Below are 20,987 nucleotides of genomic sequence, written 5' to 3'. Positions count from 1 at the left end.
GGAGATAAAGAAAATGTTTAAAAAAATCCTGATCGCCAATCGTGGTGAGATCGCATGCCGTGTCATAAAAACAGCCCGTGAAATGGGGATAAAGACTGTAGCAGTCTATTCTGATGCTGATGACGGAGCCATGCATATGCGGATGGCCGATGAATCGGTCCATATCGGGCCAGCGGCGGCGTCTGAAAGCTACCTGGTTATTGATAAAATTATTGCTGCTTGTAAAGAAACCGGGGCAGAATCTGTTCATCCGGGGTATGGTTTTCTTTCCGAAAATCAAGCTTTTGCAGATGCCTTGACTAAAGCAAAGATTGCATTTATTGGACCCGGCAAAAAGGCGATTGCCTCAATGGGAGATAAGATTGAGTCCAAAAAGCTGGCTCATGCTGCCGGGGTTAATACTGTTCCTGGACACATGGACTTGATCGATGATGCGGATCACGCGGTGAAGATTTCCAAGGAAATTGGTTACCCCGTCATGATCAAAGCGTCAGCAGGCGGTGGCGGTAAAGGCATGCGCGTTGCATTTAACGACGAAGAAGCCCGCGAAGGATTTCAGTCTGCAAAAAATGAAGCTATTTCAAGCTTTGGCGATGATAGAATTTTTATTGAAAAATTTGTTGTTGATCCCCGTCATATTGAGATACAGGTTTTGGCAGATAAGCACGGAAACTGTATTTATCTGGGTGAACGTGAATGTTCAATTCAGCGCCGACATCAGAAAGTTATTGAAGAAGCGCCGAGCCCGTTTCTTGATGAAGAATTGCGTAAAGCAATGGGTGAGCAGGCAGTCGCTCTCGCTCGGGAGGTGGAATATCATTCCGCTGGCACTGTAGAGTTTATTGTAGGCGCGGACCGCAATTTTTATTTCCTGGAAATGAACACCCGTCTGCAGGTGGAACATCCGGTTACTGAACTCGTGACGGGCATTGATCTGGTTGAACAGATGATCCGTGTTGCCAATGATGAAAAGCTGACGATCAAACAGGAAGATGTGAAGCTTAACGGTTGGGCCATTGAAAGCCGTTTGTATGCTGAAGATCCTTACAGAGGGTTTTTGCCATCCATCGGCCGCCTATCACGCTACACGCCACCTGAAGGGCAGAATGTCCGTGTGGATACTGGTGTGACCGAAGGGTCGGAAATTACAATGTTTTACGATCCCATGATTGCTAAGCTTTGTACTTATGGTCCCGATCGTAAAAGCGCGATTGCGGAAATGATTCAAGCGCTGGATGCGTATGAAGTCAGCGGCATTGCACACAATATCAATTTCTTGAACGCTGTATGCAATCACCCACGGTTTCAGGAAGGCTGCCTAACGACAGGTTTCATCGCCGAAGAATATCCCGAAGGTTTTTCCGGTGTTGAAGTGGATGATGAGACTTACCACAATATGGCTGCCATCGCTGCACTTGTTGAGCTGCGCCATAAAGCCAGATCGATCAACAATGTTGTGGAGAAGGTTGGTGCAAATTGGGTTGTGAGTGAAGGGTTGGAGCGTCATACAGACCTCACTGCTGAGGATCAGCATGATGGCTTGAACTTTACAATTGAAGGCAAGATATTTGCACTTCAGTCTGATTGGGTGCCTGGCATGCGCAGGGTGGTCGCCCAGATCAACGGTGTGAAGGTTATTGCTTTTGTCGAAAGGGTGAAATCAGGTATTCGCGTAACTCATCGCGGTGCCGTTATTGACCTTGCTGTTCGTAAACCTCGACAGGCAGAACTGGCGAAGCTGATGCCTGTAAAAGAAGCACCGGATCTATCCAAATTCCTGTTGTGCCCAATGCCGGGAATGGTGGTCTCCATTAACGTCGAAGAGGGTGACGAGGTGAAGGCCGGTCATCCTTTGGCTGTCGTGGAAGCGATGAAAATGGAAAATATTCTGCGTGCTGAGCAGGATGGTATTGTGTCTGCGGTTAAAGCGAAAGCCGGAGATACACTGGCCGTAGATGATGTGATCCTCGAATTCGAATAAGGTCCATATGCCAATAGTTCACGCTCGAATAACCGGTAAAGTCCAAGGGGTTGGTTATCGGGCGTGGACAATTCAAACCGCCAGTAAGCTCGGTTTGACAGGGTGGGTCCGCAACAGGACCGATGGTTCCGTTGAAGCAATTTTCGAAGGAGATGAGAGCGATTTGCTCGTCATGAAAGAAAAATGTCAGGATGGGCCCTTATTTGCCCGGGTATTGAATGTTTCTTTCAAATATATTGAAGCTACCGACAGTTTTACGTCTTTTGAAGGGCGGCCTACGGTTTAGAGTTGGTGATACAGCCCAAAGCCCCATTTTGCAGAAATATTTTTTCAAAGCTGGATTTTAGCTCAATATCAAATTCCGGCATGCTTACCGGTATTCCTTCTTTAACCAGTGATGTGACGCCATACTCGGATATTCCGCAAGGTATGATACCGTCATAATGGCTCAAATCTGGTTCCACATTAATGGATATGCCGTGGAAACTTACCCATTTCCGTACTCGAACACCTATTGCAGCTATCTTATCTTCCTGATGCCCCTTGCTCACCCAGACACCAACGCGGCCTTCGCGAATTTCACCTTTAATGTGATATTGTGCCAGAACATCAATGACCCAGCTTTCTAGGTCTTCAACATATTTGCGAATATCCGATCCTCGTTTCTTTAAATCCAGCAAAACATAGGCAATTCTTTGCCCTGGTCCATGGTAAGTATATTGCCCCCCGCGTCCGGCTCGGTAAACGGGAAACCTGTCAGGTGTGAGGAGGTCTTCTTCGCGCGCGCTTGTTCCCGCTGTGTAAAGCGGTGGATGTTCCAGCAGCCAAACCATTTCTGAAGCGGTGCCATTTCGAATGTCGGCAGCCCGTCGTTCCATTACGTCGAGTGCAAATTCATAGGGGACTGGCTCGTCCGAGATTTTCCATTCAATCTGATGCATGCAGCTTATATAACCTGTGCTGATCCCGCGATCAAAGTGGTTATTGTTTGGATATTAAGAATATTGTAACCATAATCGGGTGATAGTGTTATCTGCTGTAATTTATGGGTGCCCTGATGGAAGATAAAGCGATTAAAGGTGTGGACGTTGAAATCTCGGTGGTTCTGGGAAAGGCCGTCATGCCCATTCACCAACTACTGAAAATGGGGCGGGGAGCTGTAATTGAGCTTGATACCGGTGTTGATGATGATGCAATGGTATTGGCGAACAATAAACCTATTGCATACGGCGAGATTATAGTGGTTGATGATAACATCGGCGTATCCATAACCGATAAAATTGGCCTCAATCAGCAGGATATATAGCGATCTGTTCAGGTTTTGCACCTGATGGCGAAAATAATTTTCCAACATTCCGGAAATTTTCAAATCTGTACTTGCCACTGGGCAAACTATTTGATATTTCCCCTCTACCTCAAGCGGTCGTGGCGGAATTGGTAGACGCGCAGCGTTGAGGTCGCTGTCCGGTAACACGGGTGGAAGTTCGAGTCTTCTCGACCGCACCAAAAACCCTTCTTGGTCTCAAGAAGGGTTTTTTGTTGGGCGCTAAAGCGATTTATTTTAGGTTTTTCAAGCCGTTCATATGTTATCAGGTTTTGCAGATCATATGAGCGGACAAACTTAAAAGCGGTCAGTCACAGTTTTGCAATATGTCTGCAAGGCTGTTCACATTCATTGGCTTCACCAGAAAGCCGTCAATAACTTCATCAAGGTCGATGTCAGATATTGTTTGTGGGTCATCAGCGCTTAAAGCGATAATTTTTTGGTTGGGCTTGATGGTTTTGATCTGTCTGGCAGCTTCAATACCGTTGACCTCTGGCATGTGAACATCCATGAGTATCAGATCATAAGTATTCTCTGCAGCCAAAGCGATTGCTTCCTTTGCATTTGAAGCTTTTATGGCGCGGTGGCCCAGTTTTTCGATCAGACCTTCGCCAACCATAAGGTTCATTTCAACGTCATCGACGATGAGGATGTCTCTAATTTTAAGATTGTCATTTCCTGTGTTTTGTTTCGTCGGAACCTCTATTGGAATGCTCAAATGGAACGTAGTGCCCTCGCCAACACGGCTATCACAGTTAATTGTGCCCTTCATTAGCGTAATCAGGTCTTTGGTAATGGCCATCCCAAGACCGGTTCCACCAAAGCGTCTTGTAATTGAATTATCTGCTTGTTCAAAGGGAGTGAAAAGGCGTTTGATATGATCGGTAGTCATGCCAATGCCAGTATCTGAAATAGAAATTTGTAAGCATGTGCCGGTTTCGGTGTCATTCCTGACGCCAAAGGATGTGGAGACAGTTCCCACCTCAGAGAACTTGATCGCATTGCTCACAATGTTGTTGAGAATCTGTATTGTGCGAAGTTCATCCAGTCTGGCAATAGCCGGAAGATCAGCGCCGCTTGAGACGGTAAAATTGATATTTTTTTCCTCGGCGGCGGGGGCCCATGTTTTGGTATAGGTATCTATCAATGCTCTTAAATCACATCCACCAATATTTAATTTTATTTTACCCGCTCTTGACTTCGTGAAATCCAAAACATCGTTCAAAAGGCCCATTAACATTCTCGAAGAGTACTGGATACCTTTAATCAGTTTGGTTTTTTGTGGGTCGCACTCATCGTCATACAATGCATCGGATAAGCCTATAATTGCTCCCATCGGATTTCTAATTTCATGACTGATCATGGATAGAAAATCTGACTGTGTTCTCATTGTCTGGGTTAATTGTGCGTTACTCAGGCGCAATTCCATTTCGCTAATAACGATGTCCGCCAGCAATTGTAATTGTTTGCTGTCTGCAAGCCCGAAATCATGCCTTGGCTTCTCGTCAATGACGCAAAGAGTGCCGATACGGTGCCCGGACGGTGATTTCAATGGCGCCCCAGCATAAAACCGGATGTTGGGATCGCCAGTTACCAGTGGATTGTTCTTGAAACGCTCGTCGTTTCGCGCGTCGGTCACGATAAAGGGTTTATCGGACATGATGGCATGCTGGCAAAAAGATATGTCGCGAGGTGTTTCAGTTGCATCCAGTCCTACACGGCTTTTGAACCACTGTCTTTTGTCATCTACCAGCGAGATAAGGGCGATAGGTGATTGATAGAATGTAGAGGCGAGTTCCGTTAATCGATCAAAGGCAGTTTCAGCGGCTGTGTCAAGAATGTCATAATTATCCAGAACGGCCAGTCTCTCTGCTTCCAGAGTTTCGGAGTTCATAGGTTTCTTAGCAATAGAGTTCACGCTCCAGATCCTAACATACTAATGGGGGCAAAATCTGAATATTCAAATTATCTGATGATATCTTCAGAAATCGTTAATCCGATTTCACAGTGTATTTGAGTGCATTAAGTAACAATATATAAAGTTTTACTGGTTTATTGTTGCGCAATATTAATCCTGAAAAGTTATTTTATGATGCTCAATAAACTCAAAATTTTTGCTGTATTTAAAAAAGTCAAAAGAACTCCGGATGGCTCAAATGCCATCAAGGCTACTCAGTTTTGGACGCCCCGCAGAATTCTTGTTGCATTGGCCATAACTTTCTCGGCAGCTTTGATGCTTGGACAAACCCGCGTCGCGGAAAAGTTTACTGAATTTTCGTTGCAGGTCTTTAACGACAATGCCGCAGATACATTGAATTTTCTAGTGAATGATCGCATCCGTCTTCAGTATGCGGAAAAAATAACGCCTCATGTTAAAAACTGGTCTCGTCATGAACCGTTAGTGAAAGCGGTTAAAGACAAGGACGAGAAGAACATGGCCATTCAGGCAACAGCCTTTCACAATGACGCAATTATTACGCGTCAGGAGTTTTTCCTCGTAACGACTAATCTGTTCGACAAAGACATGAAGTTGGTGGCAACTTCAACAAAAGGGCAGGGGCAGACTGTTACCTCGATCGGCAATCTTTATGATCAACTTTTGGCTCGCGACAAAAAAGCAAGTCGTACGGTGAGCACTTTTTATTGGCGAACAGAAGACGGCCAGCCGGTTCATAGTGTAATTGCACCGATCGGCGGTTTTCGTGTTGCCGGCTTTATCGAGGTTGTCACAAATCCGCTTCCTCATTTGCTTGGTCTGGGTGAGTATATGAACGGCGACATCGCTTACACAGATGTTAATGGGAACGTACTAATCGCAGATAATTTTAAGAATTTCTCAGCACAAACTCCAGAGGCAAGCGATAATACAGGTCAGGATGCTGAGGGTGGTGATGCTGCAACTGAAAATAAAACCGTCGATGCTGAATTTGTGGTTCAAAGTCAGCAGCTTGAAAGCATCAGTGTCGAAATTCCTGGCACAATAGGCGATGTCTGGATGATCGGCGTGTTGACACGAGACGTGGGAGAATTTGCCAAACTTACATCAGAAATTCGTAACTCGGCTATGGTTGCGATTGGCATTGGGATTTTAATCGCTTGGGCTGTCGGTTGGCTATTGTTGAAATTTACTCTGTTCAGAAAAATTAACGTATTTTCCGATAGGCTGACTGAAATTAGTAAAGGGCATACAGATATCGAGTTGCCGAAAGTTGGAAAAGACGAGTTTCTGGATATGGTCAGGGCGCTGTCTTCGTTGCGAAAAAGCGTGGAAGACAGTTTTCAACTTCGCAATATGATCGAAAGCAGTCACGTTCCCACCGCGCTGGTTGGCCTTGGTGGCACGACCTATTTCGTTAATGAAGCCGGAAAACGGCTCGCGAAAGAAAGATTGGGACAACCTATTAAAGATCAATCGAAAATCTGGGAGGTTATCGGAACGGAGCAAACGGAGCTCGAAGTTCTTGAAAAGACAGATGAGCTCCCTTTTAAGCGCACATTTACGATTGCTGACAAGCACTATGAAGTGTCAATGGCTGCAGTTCGTAATGCGGATGGTCAACATATCCGGACAATGGTGACCTGGGAAGATGTTACCGAACGTGATCAAATGGCAGAGGAGGTTGAGCAGCAGCGGCGCGAAGCGGAACAACGAGCGGACGAGATTGCAGCCCAAAAAATGGCTGACGAAGCTGAAGTTCAGCGCATTGAAGCATTGATCGCTGACTTTGATCGCGAAATTGGTGAGACAATGGATGCGGTAAAGGCAGCATCCGAGAAAGTGAAAGCAAACGCCAGTGTTGTCTCCAGCATGATCGAACAAACGCTGATGAAGTCGCAAACAATGGACGAAACGTCAAAAGAAACGGCATCCAATGTTCGAATGGTCGCAAAAGGCGCGGAAACCTTGAGTCAGTCGGTAGATGAAATTCGAAAACAAGTTCAAAGTTCCGCTGAAATTTCCAAGCAGGCTGTTGGACATGCTGCTTCAGCCTCTGATACAATTAATGGGCTTGCGGTTACAGCTGATAAAATTGGTGAAGTTGTTGCGCTGATTGAGGATATTGCCAGCCAGACAAATCTGCTGGCGTTAAATGCAACTATTGAAGCCGCACGCGCGGGTGAGGCCGGAAAAGGTTTTGCTATTGTTGCCAGTGAAGTTAAAAACCTTGCAAGCCAGACAGAAAAAGCAACCGAAGAAATATCATCACAAGTAAGTGCAATTCAAAAAGCAACTTCAACAACTGTTGAAAATGCGACTGAAATAACCAAAACGATTGAGAAGATCGATCATGCCACAGCGAGTATTGCAACTGCGGTTGACACGCAGGCAAGCACAATCAGTGACATTGGTAACAATGTAAGATTTGCCGAGCAGGCAACTCAGATGGTGGCTGAGACAGTTTCAGAAATTAGTGAAGAAGCTGGTATGTCGGATGGCGCAGCAAGCGAACAGCGGAGCGCTGCGAACAGCATGGTTGAGGATTTCCAGAAAATGCGCGATCAGATCAGGACGTTTCTGGAAAATATTCAGAAAAAGACGGGCTAGATATTCCTTTCTGTATATTTTGATAGATGCCGGTGCGGATTAGTTTTTCCGAATTCCTCTATGGGCTTCAACTCCCCAAAGGTCTTTTACTCGACTATCACGACCGCAGTTAAATCGATAGAATTTATAACGGACAGGATGGGTTTTATAATAATCCTGATGATAGTCTTCCGCGTCTGTCCAATGACCTGCGTCGCGGATCGGGGTAACCACTGGGGCCGGCAAACGCTTTGACTTTTGCAGTTGCGCTTTTGACGTTTGCGCGCTTTTCTTCTGGGCTGGACTATTAACGAATATCGCAGTTGTATAGGAATGCCCGCGATCGCAAAATTGGCCGCCGGCATCCGTTGGATCGATGGATCGCCAGAATACTTCCAGCAACTCTGTGTAACTGACGACCGATGGATCAAACCTGATTTGCACCGCTTCAATATGTTTGCCGTGTTTCCTGTAAGTCGGGTTAGTCATTTGCCCACCAGTATAGCCAGATACCGCTGATATGACCCCTTCAACATTTTCAAAGTCACTTTCTACGCACCAGAAGCAGCCTCCTGCAAAGGTGGCGATTTCTATTGTATCTTTTGCGGAGGCAAGCTTCGCAAATGTTAGTAAGGTCGCAATCGAAATAACTAAAAGTCGGTTCATTTTCTCACACTGATAAAAAGGTATTCCGTCAACCTAAAGCTATGCATTGATTGATCAAGTCACAGGATTACACGGTTCTGTGAATAGCCTGAGCCGCTTGGCGAATAGATTGCATCATAATGCTGAGTGCGGTGTCCTGATCTTTGTCTGACTGTGTTGTCAAGCCAACAGCCCCACGTGTTTCCGAGGTGTCAACGGGCAATACCTTGATGTCCTCGCATGCCAGATCATGCGCGATTACCCCCTGCGATATGATCCATATGCCGTCACTCTCTCGAATAAAAGCTCGTCCGAATGAGTCCGAAACCGTTTCAATTTGGGTGGGTAATTCTGGAATGCCGTTTGCCATCAGGAAGCGTTCGACAAATGGCCTAATGACTGACGCCTTCGTTGGCATCAAAATAGTATAGTTTCTAAGTTCATCAAGGCGAAGGTTTGGGCTCTCTAGTAGTGGATGACCTGGGCGAACAGCAAACATAACCTGTTCACTGTAAAGGTGCTCAAAGGAAAGACCTGTCATTTTTTCGGGGGAGGCAAGGCGGCCAACGACAATATCCAGGTCCCCACGACGCAACTGCTCTAGAAGGACAGAGTTTTCACCGGTAACAATCTTAATTTCGTTACCTACATTTTCCTGAAGGTACAGTTTAACCGCTTTGGGCATGATATGGGCGGAGGTTGTTGGAAGTGCGCCAATTCGAACGGGAGGCGCAGCATGCAGTAGCGCAAGATTTACAGAGTCGATGCCCTGTTGAACAGCAGCAACGCTTGCACCGGCGTGTTTGAGGAATACTTCTCCTATTCTACCAAGCTTGATACCACGGCCATCCTTTTCAAACAGTTTTACCTGAAGAATGTTTTCAAGTTCGCGGATTGCTTTGGTCACTGCAGGCTGACTGATTGAAAGTATTTCAGCGGCTTTACCCACGCTTCGCTGACGGGCTACTTCAATGAAAATGCTTAGGTGTCGGAATTTTACGTCGGTACGTTTCATTTATAACCATGCAGTTATGTAAATGACCAAAAATATCATTTTACCTTACAAAATCAATCTGTTTTCATTAGGGAGGGAGAGAGATATGCAATTTGCAACTGTGAATACTGTAAACATTCATTTCCAATATCTGGAAGCAGCGAAAGATAAGCCTGTTCTGGTATTTGTGAATTCTCTTGGAACGGATTTTCGGATCTGGGACGCAATAACATCAGAATTAAGTGAGGCGTTTTCGATTCTGCGTTATGACAAGCGTGGACACGGCTTGTCCGACTTGGGGAAAACTCCATACAAAATGGATGATCACATTGATGATCTCGAAGCACTCATTGAGCACCTGAATATTCAGAACGTCATCGTTTGTGGGTTGTCTGTTGGTGGTATGATTGCTCAAGGGATAGCATTGAAGAGGCCTGATATTGTTCGGGCGTTGGTTCTTTGCGATACTGGTCACAAAATTGGAACCTCACAAATGTGGCAGGAACGAATTGACGCTCTTGAGACAGGTGGTCTTTCGTCAATGGTTGATGCGGTGATGGAACGCTGGTTTACGGCTGAGTTTCGCCATCAGGATAATCCGGAGTTCTTAGGATGCAGAGCCATGTTAGAACGGCAGTCACTCGCAGGATATGTGAGTACTTGCGCTGCTATTCGGGATGCTGATTTTACGGATCAGGTGCCGTCAATTGCAATGCCTACATTGTGCTTAGTGGGTGATCAGGATCTGGCGACCACCCCTGATCTGGTTCGGGAGCTCTGCAGTCTCATTCCCGGTGCTGAATTTTCTGAAATTTCAAATGCAGCATATACCATGCGTGGAGCAACCAGCAGCGTTTTGTAATGTTCTACAAGCCTTCTTTGAGAAGCATAAGGTGTCATTGGAGTTGTGATGGAAGGCAAGTCTGAAAAATTTGAGCTAGGCCGGAAAACTCGGCAATCCGTGCTCGGAAGTGAACATGTAGCTCGTGCCGAAGCAAATCAGAGTGAATTTGATCTCCCCTTTCAGGAGTTAATTACAGAAGGCGCTTGGGGATCAGTCTGGAGCCGCGAAAACTGGAGTAAAAGAGAGCGCTCGATGGTTACGATTGCGCTGTTAGCAGCACTTGGGCATTTGGATGAATGTGCAATGCATGTCAGGGCGGCACAAAACACAGGGGCGACCAGAGATGACATACGTGAGGCTGTGCTTCACGTAGCGATTTACGCTGGTGTACCTGCCGCCAACAGTGCCATTAAAGTCATTAAAGATGTCTTCCAGACAATTGATGCAGAAAGCCGAAACAGCAATGAAAAATGAAAAACAGCAAAGTGGACCGTTTATTCAGCGGGATCGCAATTGGCATCCACCGGCCTACACTCCGACTTATAAGACTAGCATCCTAAGGTCACCTCAAAAGGCTCTCCTGTCACTTGACAATACATTGAGCGAAATGACCGGACCGGTTTTCGGGCACAGCCTTATTGGTGAACTGGACAATGATCTGCTGCAGAATTTTTCACAAAATGGTGATTTGCCGATCGGAGAGAGGATTGTTGTGCATGGGCGGGTATTGGATGAAAAGGGACATCCCGTACCTAATGTGTTGTTAGAGTTGTGGCAGGCAAATGCGGGTGGACGATATCGTCACCAAAAAGAGTCATATATTGCTCCGTTGGATCCTAATTTCGGTGGATGTGGTCGTACCATTACTGATGATGACGGAAATTACACATTTCGAACAATCCGGCCAGGCCCCTACCCATGGCCGAACGGAGTCAATGATTGGCGCCCTGCGCATATTCATTTTTCAGTTTTCGGACAAGGGTTTGCGCAACGTTTGATTACACAAATGTATTTTGAGGGGGATCCCCTCATAGCAAGGTGTCCAATCCTGAATACTATACCGGATCAGGCTGCCATCGAACAATTGGTTGCACCGTTGGATATGGCAAACAGTTTGCCAATGGATAGTCTTGCCTACAAATTTGATATTGTCTTGAGAGGCCGACGTTCAACCTATTTTGAAAACAGGCGGGAGGGGAATTGATGCCACAGTCGCTCAACTATTTGAAAGAAACACCCTCTCAGACGGCTGGTCCTTATGTGCATATCGGATGCACTCCAAATTTCGCAGGAATTAAAGGGGTATACGAGCAGGACTTGGGAGCCAGCATGGTCAATGACAAAACTAAAGGTGAAAGGATCACCATTCGAGGTTCCGTCATTGATGGCAATGGCATGGCATTGAAAGATGCGCTCGTTGAAATCTGGCAGGCTGACAGCGATGGCTTGTATAATAGTCCATTCGAAACGAGAGGGACAGCTGACCCTAATTTTTCAGGATGGGGGCGCAGCGCAGGTGAAATGGATACGGGTGAGTTTTGCTTTCACACCATCAAGCCGGGTGTCGTGCCATTTACGGATGGCCGTCCTATGGCGCCACATATTACTTTCTGGATTGTTGCCCGTGGAATTAACCTAGGCCTGCACACGCGCATGTATTTTCCTGAGGAAAATACCGCAAATCAGGCTGACCCGGTGCTTGGGCGCGTTGAACACAAAAGCCGTGTTCCTACACTAATCGCACAGAAGGATGGTAACGACTATCGTTTCGATATCCATCTGCAAGGTGAATTGGAAACCGTATTTTTCGATATATAAAAAAGGTTTAAGTGAGTGGCAAAATTCACATCATTAAAAGAAGCTGTAGCCGACAATTTGCGCGATGGCGATGTAGTTGCATTTGAGGGTTTTACTCATTTGATCCCTCATGCTGCAGTGCACGAAGCCATTCGTCAGGGGCGTAAGGAATTAACACTTGTTCGTATGACACCTGATCTGGTTTACGATCAGATGATTGGAATGGGCATGGCGAAAAAAGTCGTTTTCTCATATGCCGGAAACCCTGGGGTTGGTTTGCTGCGCCGATTTAGAGATGCTGTTGAAAACAATTGGCCCCATGCTTTGGAGGTTGAGGAACACTCACATGCTGCTATGGCTAACGCTTATGAAGCAGGAGCTGCAGGGCTGCCATGTGCTGTTTTTAGGGGCTACAAAGGCGCTGGATTAAAGAACGTCAATTCCAATATTCGCGAAGTTGTTTGCCCCTTTACAGGTGAGACGCTGGCAGCTGTCCCGTCGGTGCGCCCTGATGTAACTTTTATTCATGCTCAGAAAGCTAATCGAAAGGGCGATGTTTTAATCGAAGGAATTATTGGGGTGCAGAAGGAAGCTGTACTCGCCGCTAAAAGAGCTGTTGTCACGGTTGAAGAGGTGGTGGAAAATTTCGACGATGTTCACCCCAATGCGTGCATATTGCCAAACTGGACAATATCGAACGTCTGTGTTGTGCCGGGGGGAGCCCACCCTTCATATGCTCACGGTTACTATATTCGTGACAATGCGTCCTATGTCGAATGGGATGCCATTGCGGCAGATCGTGAGAAATTCACTGATTGGATGAACAAGAATGTGATGGAAAAAGACGAAACTGTATTTGCGTCACGTATTGAGAACCTGAAGGGAGCAGGCAAATGAGTGAAGCGTTTTCCCCTGATGAGATGATGACTATTGCAGCGGCCCGTGCACTTGGGAACTCTGATATTTGTTTTGTTGGTATTGGTGCTCCGTCAGCCGCTTGTAATGTGGCTCGCCTTACTCATGCTCCAGACATAACATTGATTTATGAAAGTGGGACCATTGGAACTGCTCCAGATGTATTGCCGTTATCCATAGGTGATGGTGAATTATGCGAAACTGCGGTCACAACTGTCGGTGTGCCTGAAATGTTTCGGTACTGGCTGCAAGGTGGCCGAATTTCGATCGGCTTTCTCGGGGCCGCCCAGCTTGATAAATTTGGCAACATTAACACCACTGTTATTGGAGATTACGGGGCACCCAAGACACGTCTGCCCGGTGGCGGCGGGGCGCCAGAAATTGCTTCATCCTGCGGTGAAATATTCATTACCATGAAGCAAAGTCTGAGGGGAATGGTTGAAAAGATTGATTTCTTTACATCGTTCGGACATGGAAGTGGTGGGAACCACCGACAGGAACTGGGCATCGCGACAAAAGGTCCTACACTGTTAGTGACAGACTTAGCAGTCTGGAAACCAGATCCCGTGACAAAGGAATTTACAGTGCGCAGCCTGCATCCGGGCGTTACACGTGAGCAGGTTCAGGCCACATGTGGATGGGAGGTCAAATTTGCAGATGACCTCGGCACTACAGAAGCTCCATCGGAGCAGGAATTGAACACATTACGGGACCTGAAAGCACGCACCAAAGCGGCACATGAAGGACAGGCGGCCTGAAATGCGATGTGAAATAACGGAGCCGAATTAATGTCTATCTCAATTTTCAGCCATCCGGTGTTGGGAAGCCTGTTTGAACGCAGTGACATTGCCAATTATTTTGCATTTGAAGCTGATCTTTACGCGATGCTCGAATTTGAGGCTGCTCTTGCTTCTGCGCAGGCGGATGTCGGCTTGTTTTCCAGACGTGTGGCCGAAGAAATTGGTGATGCATGCCAGCGGTTCCAACCGAATGTCGAAAAGCTTCGCCAGAAAACCGCTGTTGATGGAGTTATTGTCCCAGAATTGATCAGGCAGCTAAAAGCAGAATTGAATGAGGAAGCTGCCGATAAATTGCATTTTGGATCGACAAGTCAGGATGTCGTCGACACGTCTCTAATGCTCCGTTTGAAATCAATTCTGAGTGTATTTTCAGCGGATATGGAGAAAATCCTGCAGGCGCTATCCGAATTGGATCACAAATTTGGCGATAGAAAGATTTTTGCGCGAACCAGGTTGCAACACGCCTATGAGGTCACTGTATCTCATCGTATCCGTGAATGGAGCAGCCCAATTAGGAAATTGAAGTCGGAGCTGGAGTTTCTGCAGGATAAATTCTTGCTGGTGCAATTGGGCGGAGCTGCCGGCGATTTAAATAAACTGGGTGAAAAGGGAGCTGAAGTCCGTTCAAAGCTCGCTGAAAAGCTGCAACTCACTGATCCTGAGGGCTGTTGGCATACGGACAGAATAGCTATTAGCAAAATTGCGTTGTGGCTGACTAATGTGACGACAGCTGCTGGTAAGCTTGGGATGGATATTTCCTTAATGGCGGTTAATGAAGTCTCTGAAATAGCATTGTCTGGAGGAGGTGGCTCTTCAGCAATGCCACACAAACAAAACCCTGTTGTCAGCGAATTGTTGATGACTTTAGCGTATTTTAATGACTGTCAGCTTTCTGCAATTCAAACAGCAGCCCTGCAGGAGTTTGAACGCTCCGGTAGTCGTTGGACGCTGGAGTGGATGGTTTTACCGCAAATGGTGATGGCGACTGGAGCGTCGCTGATGTTGGGGAATAAATGCCTGCAGGGTATTCAGGAAATTGGAAAAGATTGAATTGTGTTTTCAGTTTTGATCGCTGCTGGAATGAGATGGCTTTAATGCTTTGGAGTGCGACATGCGTACACAGGTTGTAATCGTGGGCGGCGGCCCTGCTGGGTTGTTGCTATCCCAAATTCTGCACTTGCAGGGAATTGATACCGTAGTTCTTGAGAGGCAGAGTGAAGAGTATGTGCTTGGCCGAATTAGAGCGGGAGTGCTGGAGCAAGGACTTGTTGATCTGCTGCGGGCGGCAAATGTTGGCGATCGAATGGACAGGGAAGGCCAAATCCACGAAGGTTTCGAAGTTTCATGGGAAGGTCGGCGACAGCATATTAACCTTGCGGAACTGACGGGTGGTAAAACCGTCATGGTTTATGGCCAGACTGAAATTACCCATGACTTGTATGATGCACGTCGTGCCATGGGAGGCACAGTTGTAAATAAGGCAGAGGATGTTACTCTGCATGAACTGACTTCGCATAAACCCTATGTTACCTATAGAAAAGATGGAAAATCGCATCGTATTGATTGTGATTTTATTGCTGGTTGCGACGGGTTCCATGGCGTTTCTCGTCAATCGATACCAAAATCTGTCCGTCAGGAATATGAGCGTGTGTATCCTTTTGGTTGGCTTGGCATATTATCTAAAACCTCTCCAGTCTCTTCGGAGTTGATCTATAGCCAGCATGAAAGGGGATTTGCATTATGTTCAATGCGAAATCCCAAGCTCAGTCGTTACTATATTCAATGTTCTTCAAGCGATAGTCCTGAAAACTGGTCTGATGAAGCTTTTTGGGAAGAGTTGAAGCGACGTATTCCAGAGGATGCCGCGCAGAAACTTGAGGTGGGCCCTTCAATTGAAAAAAGCATTGCTCCGTTGCGATCTTTTGTCTCAGAACCTTTAAGTTATGGCAGACTTTTTCTCGCAGGTGATGCGGCTCATATAGTGCCACCAACAGGTGCCAAAGGATTGAACTTAGCGGCATCCGATGTTCACTACCTATCGACCGCATTGATAGAATTTTATAAGAACAGTGATGATGCATTGCTTTCAGCTTATTCCGAGACAGCCTTGAAAAGGATTTGGAAAGCTATGCGCTTTTCATGGTGGATGACGACGCTCCTTCACAAATTTCCAGAAAATAAAGGCTTTGGTGATCGAATACAGCAAACGGAATTGGAGTATTTATTCTCTTCCCGGGCTGCGCAGACAGCGCTTGCTGAAAATTATGTGGGACTTCCCTATTAGCTGATTGCAAAAGTTTCGCTCGGATATTGAGCGAGGCCGGTGAAAAATTTATCGCATAATGAAAACTTTTTATTATGGCCTTGTACTTGCCATTTTTATCGGCATATTCTGTTGATAATCTTCCAGTTTTTAGTGTTCTGAGCGACAAAAAGGACCCGGTATGGCATCTGACTCTTCCGAGAAAGCACTCGATTATCACAGGCATCCTCGACCGGGTAAGCTGACGATTACGCCAACAAAACCGATGGAGACGCAAAGCGATCTATCGCTAGCTTATTCACCAGGGGTGGCCCACCCATGTTTGGCAATCAAAGAAGATCCAAATCAGGCAGCTCATCTCACTGCGCGCGCCAACCTCGTAGGTGTGGTGACAAATGGAACTGCGGTACTTGGCTTGGGAGCTATAGGACCATTGGCCTCAAAACCTGTGATGGAGGGGAAAGCTGTTCTCTTTAAGAAATTTGCAGGTATTGATGTCTTTGATATTGAACTGGATCAAAAAGATCCTGAAAAGCTGGTTGATATTATTGCTGCGATGGAGCCAACATTTGGTGGCATCAATCTGGAAGATATCAAAGCGCCAGAATGTTTTATTGTTGAAAAACTCTGTCGGGAGCGGATGAATATTCCAGTGTTCCACGATGATCAGCATGGAACGGCAATCTGTGTCGCTGCAGCGGTGTACAATGCATTGCGAGTCGTGGGCAAGGACATCAAAGATGTGCGCGTTGCGGCTTGTGGGGCCGGTGCCGCGGCGCTCGCCTGTTTGAAACTTTTGGTGAGTTTGGGGTTACCTAAAGAACATATCATTGTAAGCGATATACATGGGGTAGTGTACAAGGGGCGAGAAATTGAAATGGACCCCTATAAATCCGCTTTCGCTGTAGATACGGATCAGAGAACACTGGCAGAAGCTGTAGTGGGAGCTGATATTTTCCTTGGGTGTTCGGGGCCCGGAGCTTTATCGAAAGAGATGGTCGCCACAATGGCCGATCGGCCAATTATTATGGCCCTTGCCAATCCAACGCCTGAAATTCTTCCGGAAGAAGTTAAGGAAGTTCGTCCTGATGCTATCATTGCGACCGGGCGGTCTGATTATCCTAATCAGGTTAACAATGTTCTTTGTTTCCCATATTTATTTAGGGGGGCGCTGGATGTGGGCGCCACCGAAATTAACGAGGAAATGAAAGTCGCTGCTGTCAAAGCCATCGCAGATCTCGCAATGGCAGAGCAGTCGGATATTGTCGCGAAGGCGTATGGCGGGGCACAAAAATCATTTGGTCCTGACTATTTGATACCGACACCGTTCGACCCACGCCTTTATGTCGAAGTCTCCCATGCTGTTGCAAAGGCAGCTATGGATAGTGGGGTCGCGAGCAGACCGATCGATGATCTGGATCAATATCACGAACAGCTTTCCAACTTCATCTACCGTACAAAATTCGTCATGAAGCCCCTTTTCGATAATGCACGGGCCGAATTGATGCGGGTGGCTTATGCTGAAGGTGAGGATGAAAGAGTTCTATCTGCTGTGCAGACTGTGGTTGACGAGGGGCTCGCGCGTCCGATACTGGTTGGACGGCGCAAAGTCATTCACTTTAGAATTCAGAAAATGGGTCTTAGGATCAAGGAAAACACACATTTCGATGTTGTAGACCCTGAGGATGATCCCAGATATCGCGAATACTGGACATCTTACCATGCCATTCGTGAACGTGACGGGGTAGATCCCGAAACGGCCCGTGCTCATATTCGTACCAATACTACTATTATTGCGGCGATGATGGTGCATTTGGGTCATGCTGATGCGATGATTTGCGGAACTTACGGCAAATATTCGAAACATTTCAAACGTGTTTCAGGGATTGTTCCATTACGTGAGGGGGTCAGGCACGCATCGGCTTTGCATCTGGTGATTTTGCAAGGCCGGCCCTTATTCTTCACAGACACTCAGGTTCGCGAAGAACATACCGCAGAAGAACTTGCAGAACTTACAATACTTGCTGCTGATGAGGTGCGCCGTTTTGGTATTGAGCCGAAAGCGGCTCTTGTGTCCCATTCGAATTTTGGTTCATCTGAAATTCCGTCGGCTTTGAGAGCGAAAGAAGCGCTTAAAATTATTCGGGAGATTGCTCCTGATTTAGAAGTTGAAGGTGAAATGAAAGCGGATACCGCTTTGGTGCCGGAAATTCGCGAAACGCTCTTTCCAAACTCTCGAATGAAAGGTGCCGCGAATTTGCTTGTTATGCCGGATCTGGAGTCTGCTAATATCAGCTATAACATTGCCAAGAGCTTGGGGAACGGGATCGCCGTGGGACCGATACTCATCGGAATGTCAAAGTCTGTGCATATTACTGTTCCATCCGTTACTGTACGGGGGTTGGTTAACATCACGGCGATCGCAGCCGTAGACGCACAATGTCACAAGTCAGGTAATATGATGCCTGGTCCTGTCGCCAGGGCTCGCAATTTTTAGGGTTTCTCATGCCAGAAACTTCTGAACAGGAAAAAATCGAAGAAACCCCAACCGTTGTCCGCGAAGAGGAGGCGGGCTCCTACGGCCTTGCGGACGAGACGGTTCAGCTCATACGTGAGGCGCTGGACGCAGAGAATAAAGAGGCGGTTCGGGATTATATCGGGGAATTGCACTCAGCTGATATTGCTGACCTGATTGAATATCTGAAACCGAAACACCGTACTCAGCTCATTGAAGTTGCAGACGATCTCATTGAAGCGGATGTGTACACCGATCTTGACGAAGCTGTTCGTGAAGATCTGGTTGAAGAGATGAACGCGACGGAGATCGCGGAGCTAGTAAATGAGCTTGAGGTCGAAGACGCCATTGAAGTTCTTCAGGACTTGGAGGATGAAGAGCAGCGGGAAGTTCTCAGTGAGCTTTCTACTGAAGATCGTCTGGTTATCGAAGAAGGCCTTGGGTATGAAGAGGATACTGCCGGCCGATTGATGCAGCGCGGTTTCATCGCCGTCCCGGAATATTGGGATATAGGGCAGATGATTGATTACATGCGCGAAACGGATGATTTGCCAACTGAATTCTATGAAATTTTTGTTGTAGATCCACGCCATCACCCAATTGGAACCATCCCGCTTGATCATGCTATGCGCAGTCGCCGGCACGTCCCTGTTAGCGATATCATGAACCGGGAGCAAAAGCTGATCGATGTCGACATGGATCAGGAAGAGGTCGCCTATTTATTTAAGCAATACCGGTTATCCTCAGCAGCAGTGGTTAATGATAATGGTGCTTTAATCGGTGTTATTACGATTGACGATATTGTTGACGTCATTGCCGAAGAGGCGGAGGAGGATATCCTCAGGCTGGGTGGTGTCGGTGAAGATGATCTTTTTGGCTCTTTCATGGATACAACCAGAACCCGTTTTACCTGGCTTTTGGTGAATTTGTTTACAGCGATTTTAGCGTCAGTGGCTATTAGCTTTTTTGACGCGACGCTTGAAAAAGTGATTGCGCTGGCGGTTCTGATGCCAATCGTCGCCAGCATGGGAGGGAATGCCGGAACGCAAACCCTGACGGTTGCTGTACGCGCGTTGGCGACCAAAGAATTGACTGCGAGCAATATGCACCGAATATTGGGCAAGGAGACATTGGTTGCATTCTTGAATGCTCCGCGTTCGCCATTTTAATCGGACTTATCTCTTGGGTCTGGTTCTCCGATCCGACCATTGGCTGGGTAATTGCGCTTGCCATGATTGTGAACATGGTGGTTGCTGGAATTTCCGGGATGTTAATTCCCCTGACCTTGGATCGTTACGGAGTTGATCCGGCTGTTGCCTCAAGCGTATTTGTGACCACTATTACTGATATCGTTGGTTTTGTTGCTTTTCTCGGTTTGGCGTCAATCGTTCTGCTTTAGAATGTGGTTATCTCGCCCATTCGAGATTTGCGGGTTCTGAGCTTCGATTGATCCAGTTATGGCTGGCTGCAAACAGGCGAAAAGCATCAGCCAGTTCGTTTTTTGCGCTATCCTGCCAGATCAGTCCAAATTGGCGTGAAATATTCAGACCATTGACTGGTAAAAACGTAATTTCGCTCGTTAGAAGAACATCAAGCATCATACAAAAGCCCAGCCCTTTCGAGACAAGAGCTCTTGCCTTTTCGTCTTCGTCTGTTCGCAAAACAATATGAGGCCGTATGCTGGCGCGTGAGAAGGCGCGGGTTACTTCGGTTTCTGTAATGCAGTGACTTCTATGGATAAAATCCATCCGATCCAACTGAGATAGATCAATACTGTTTTTTGTAGCGAATGAGTGGCGTTTCGAAACAGCTAACAAGCACTTGCTGGTAAAGAGTCTTTCAAATCTGTAGCCTGATTCTGTCTGGGTTGGGGTTGAAATTGCGACATTTATTCGGCCATCACTCAAGAGCCCTTCAAGCGTTTCAGAAGACCCTTCTTTCAGTGCTATTTGGGTATCTGGATAAGTTTTCTGAAAGTCAGCCAGCAGATTGGCTACATGTTCGATGGGTAGGACCCGGTGGAGGCCAATTTGTAAGCGGGTAGACTGGGCAGTACCCGCAGCTTCCTGTTTTGCAGCATTGCATTCATAGATAATTGATCGGGCGCGTGGCAGGAATTTATTCCCGGCTTCTGTTAGGGAAATGTGCTTTTTGCTCCGGTGGAACAGCGTAACCCCGAGTTCCGTCTCAAGCTTTTTAATGCCCGCTGACAATGTTGGCTGGCTGACAAACGCACGCTCCGCTGCGCGAGAAAAATTATGCGTTTCAACGAGGGCCAGAAAATATCTGAGTTGGTATAAATCCATAACAATAGATATTATCAATTGTTTTTATCGAAATAAATGATTTTATCTATATTCGCAAAATTTCTATAATTTTCAAAA

General features: G+C 46.7%; 20 protein-coding genes and 1 tRNA gene. 16 read left to right on the top strand and 5 right to left on the bottom strand.

Features of this window, described 5'->3' with window-relative positions:
- Positions 1-13: 13 nt before the first annotated feature.
- Both JCM23214_RS16375 and JCM23214_RS16370 read left to right on the top strand, forming a co-directional pair.
- A complete protein-coding gene (locus JCM23214_RS16375; RefSeq protein WP_025899879.1) occupies positions 14-1,981 on the top strand; it encodes an acetyl-CoA carboxylase biotin carboxylase subunit in 1,968 nt (655 codons plus the stop codon).
- 7 nt (positions 1,982-1,988) lie between these two features.
- The gene (locus JCM23214_RS16370) at positions 1,989-2,267 is read left to right on the top strand and encodes an acylphosphatase (RefSeq protein WP_025899878.1); all 279 of its coding nucleotides are present in this window, start codon (positions 1,989-1,991) and stop codon (positions 2,265-2,267) included.
- Here the strand turns inward: JCM23214_RS16370 and lipB are convergent.
- Positions 2,257-2,922 (bottom strand): lipoyl(octanoyl) transferase LipB, encoded by a 666-nt coding sequence (gene lipB, locus JCM23214_RS16365; protein ID WP_037493811.1) that lies wholly within the window; start codon positions 2,920-2,922, stop codon positions 2,257-2,259. The genes JCM23214_RS16370 and lipB overlap by 11 nt on opposite strands.
- 116 nt (positions 2,923-3,038) lie before the next feature.
- Between lipB and JCM23214_RS16360 the strand changes: the two genes are divergently transcribed.
- Together JCM23214_RS16360 and JCM23214_RS16355 are read left to right on the top strand one after the other, a co-directional pair.
- On the top strand, positions 3,039-3,287 hold the full coding sequence (locus JCM23214_RS16360; RefSeq protein WP_037493865.1) for a FliM/FliN family flagellar motor switch protein: 249 nt from the start codon (positions 3,039-3,041) through the stop codon (positions 3,285-3,287).
- Between the two features lie 113 nt (positions 3,288-3,400).
- Positions 3,401-3,487: transfer RNA gene (locus tag JCM23214_RS16355), tRNA-Leu, on the top strand.
- 125 nt (positions 3,488-3,612) lie between these two features.
- On the opposite strand, the gene JCM23214_RS16350 is transcribed toward JCM23214_RS16355, so the two are convergent.
- Entirely contained in the window at positions 3,613-5,223 is a 1,611-nt protein-coding gene (locus JCM23214_RS16350) for a hybrid sensor histidine kinase/response regulator (RefSeq protein WP_148301921.1), read from the bottom strand.
- A gap of 171 nt (positions 5,224-5,394) precedes the next feature.
- On the opposite strand from JCM23214_RS16350, the gene JCM23214_RS22835 reads away from it, so the two are divergent.
- Positions 5,395-7,851, top strand: a complete 2,457-nt coding sequence (locus JCM23214_RS22835; RefSeq protein WP_025899874.1) for a methyl-accepting chemotaxis protein — start codon at positions 5,395-5,397, stop codon at positions 7,849-7,851.
- Positions 7,852-7,890: 39 nt separating this feature from the next.
- On the opposite strand, the gene msrA is transcribed toward JCM23214_RS22835, so the two are convergent.
- Complete coding sequence (gene msrA / locus JCM23214_RS16340) at positions 7,891-8,496, bottom strand: peptide-methionine (S)-S-oxide reductase MsrA (protein ID WP_025899873.1); 606 nt, start codon at positions 8,494-8,496, stop codon at positions 7,891-7,893.
- Positions 8,497-8,563: 67 nt separating this feature from the next.
- Positions 8,564-9,490: a pca operon transcription factor PcaQ gene (gene pcaQ / locus JCM23214_RS16335; protein ID WP_025899872.1), complete on the bottom strand. Its 927-nt coding sequence runs from the start codon at positions 9,488-9,490 to the stop codon at positions 8,564-8,566.
- 85 nt (positions 9,491-9,575) lie between these two features.
- Between pcaQ and pcaD the strand changes: the two genes are divergently transcribed.
- The 11 genes from pcaD to JCM23214_RS24945 all read left to right on the top strand — a co-directional run bounded on the left by pcaD (position 9,576) and on the right by JCM23214_RS24945 (position 20,002).
- On the top strand, positions 9,576-10,331 hold the full coding sequence (gene pcaD, locus JCM23214_RS21465; RefSeq protein WP_199899682.1) for a 3-oxoadipate enol-lactonase: 756 nt from the start codon (positions 9,576-9,578) through the stop codon (positions 10,329-10,331).
- Between the two features lie 48 nt (positions 10,332-10,379).
- Positions 10,380-10,787 (top strand): 4-carboxymuconolactone decarboxylase, encoded by a 408-nt coding sequence (gene pcaC, locus JCM23214_RS16325; RefSeq protein WP_037493809.1) that lies wholly within the window; start codon positions 10,380-10,382, stop codon positions 10,785-10,787.
- Positions 10,756-11,517 carry a protocatechuate 3,4-dioxygenase subunit beta gene (gene pcaH / locus JCM23214_RS16320; protein ID WP_025899870.1) on the top strand — a complete coding sequence of 254 codons (762 nt, stop codon included), beginning with the start codon at positions 10,756-10,758 and terminating at the stop codon, positions 11,515-11,517. Before pcaC ends, pcaH begins: the two co-directional genes overlap by 32 nt.
- On the top strand, positions 11,517-12,131 hold the full coding sequence (gene pcaG, locus JCM23214_RS16315) for a protocatechuate 3,4-dioxygenase subunit alpha (RefSeq protein ID WP_025899869.1): 615 nt from the start codon (positions 11,517-11,519) through the stop codon (positions 12,129-12,131). The genes pcaH and pcaG overlap by 1 nt, the downstream gene beginning before the upstream one ends.
- Before the next feature lie 15 nt (positions 12,132-12,146).
- On the top strand, positions 12,147-13,007 hold the full coding sequence (locus JCM23214_RS16310; protein WP_025899868.1) for a CoA transferase subunit A: 861 nt from the start codon (positions 12,147-12,149) through the stop codon (positions 13,005-13,007).
- Positions 13,004-13,783, top strand: coding sequence for a CoA-transferase subunit beta (locus JCM23214_RS16305; protein ID WP_025899867.1), 780 nt, complete (start codon positions 13,004-13,006; stop codon positions 13,781-13,783). The genes JCM23214_RS16310 and JCM23214_RS16305 overlap by 4 nt, the downstream gene beginning before the upstream one ends.
- A gap of 30 nt (positions 13,784-13,813) precedes the next feature.
- On the top strand, positions 13,814-14,875 hold the full coding sequence (locus JCM23214_RS16300; protein ID WP_025899866.1) for a 3-carboxy-cis,cis-muconate cycloisomerase: 1,062 nt from the start codon (positions 13,814-13,816) through the stop codon (positions 14,873-14,875).
- A 61-nt stretch (positions 14,876-14,936) separates the two neighbouring features.
- The gene (gene pobA / locus JCM23214_RS16295) at positions 14,937-16,109 is read left to right on the top strand and encodes a 4-hydroxybenzoate 3-monooxygenase (protein ID WP_025899865.1); all 1,173 of its coding nucleotides are present in this window, start codon (positions 14,937-14,939) and stop codon (positions 16,107-16,109) included.
- A 160-nt stretch (positions 16,110-16,269) separates the two neighbouring features.
- Complete coding sequence (locus JCM23214_RS16290) at positions 16,270-18,585, top strand: NADP-dependent malic enzyme (protein ID WP_025899864.1); 2,316 nt, start codon at positions 16,270-16,272, stop codon at positions 18,583-18,585.
- Between the two features lie 8 nt (positions 18,586-18,593).
- Positions 18,594-19,772 carry a magnesium transporter gene (mgtE, locus tag JCM23214_RS21460; RefSeq protein WP_051548222.1) on the top strand — a complete coding sequence of 393 codons (1,179 nt, stop codon included), beginning with the start codon at positions 18,594-18,596 and terminating at the stop codon, positions 19,770-19,772.
- Entirely contained in the window at positions 19,691-20,002 is a 312-nt protein-coding gene (locus tag JCM23214_RS24945) for a magnesium transporter (RefSeq protein ID WP_199899685.1), read from the top strand. Before mgtE ends, JCM23214_RS24945 begins: the two co-directional genes overlap by 82 nt.
- A 7-nt stretch (positions 20,003-20,009) precedes the next feature.
- Here JCM23214_RS24945 and JCM23214_RS16280 read toward each other — a convergent pair whose 3' ends face one another.
- Positions 20,010-20,909, bottom strand: a complete 900-nt coding sequence (locus JCM23214_RS16280; RefSeq protein WP_025899863.1) for a LysR family transcriptional regulator — start codon at positions 20,907-20,909, stop codon at positions 20,010-20,012.
- Positions 20,910-20,987: the final 78 nt, after the last annotated feature.

The sequence above is a fragment of the Sneathiella glossodoripedis JCM 23214 genome, from assembly GCF_000616095.1.
GTDB classification, from domain to species: Bacteria; Pseudomonadota; Alphaproteobacteria; order Sneathiellales; family Sneathiellaceae; genus Sneathiella; species Sneathiella glossodoripedis.
This window is presented reverse-complemented; position numbering and strand designations above follow the sequence as displayed.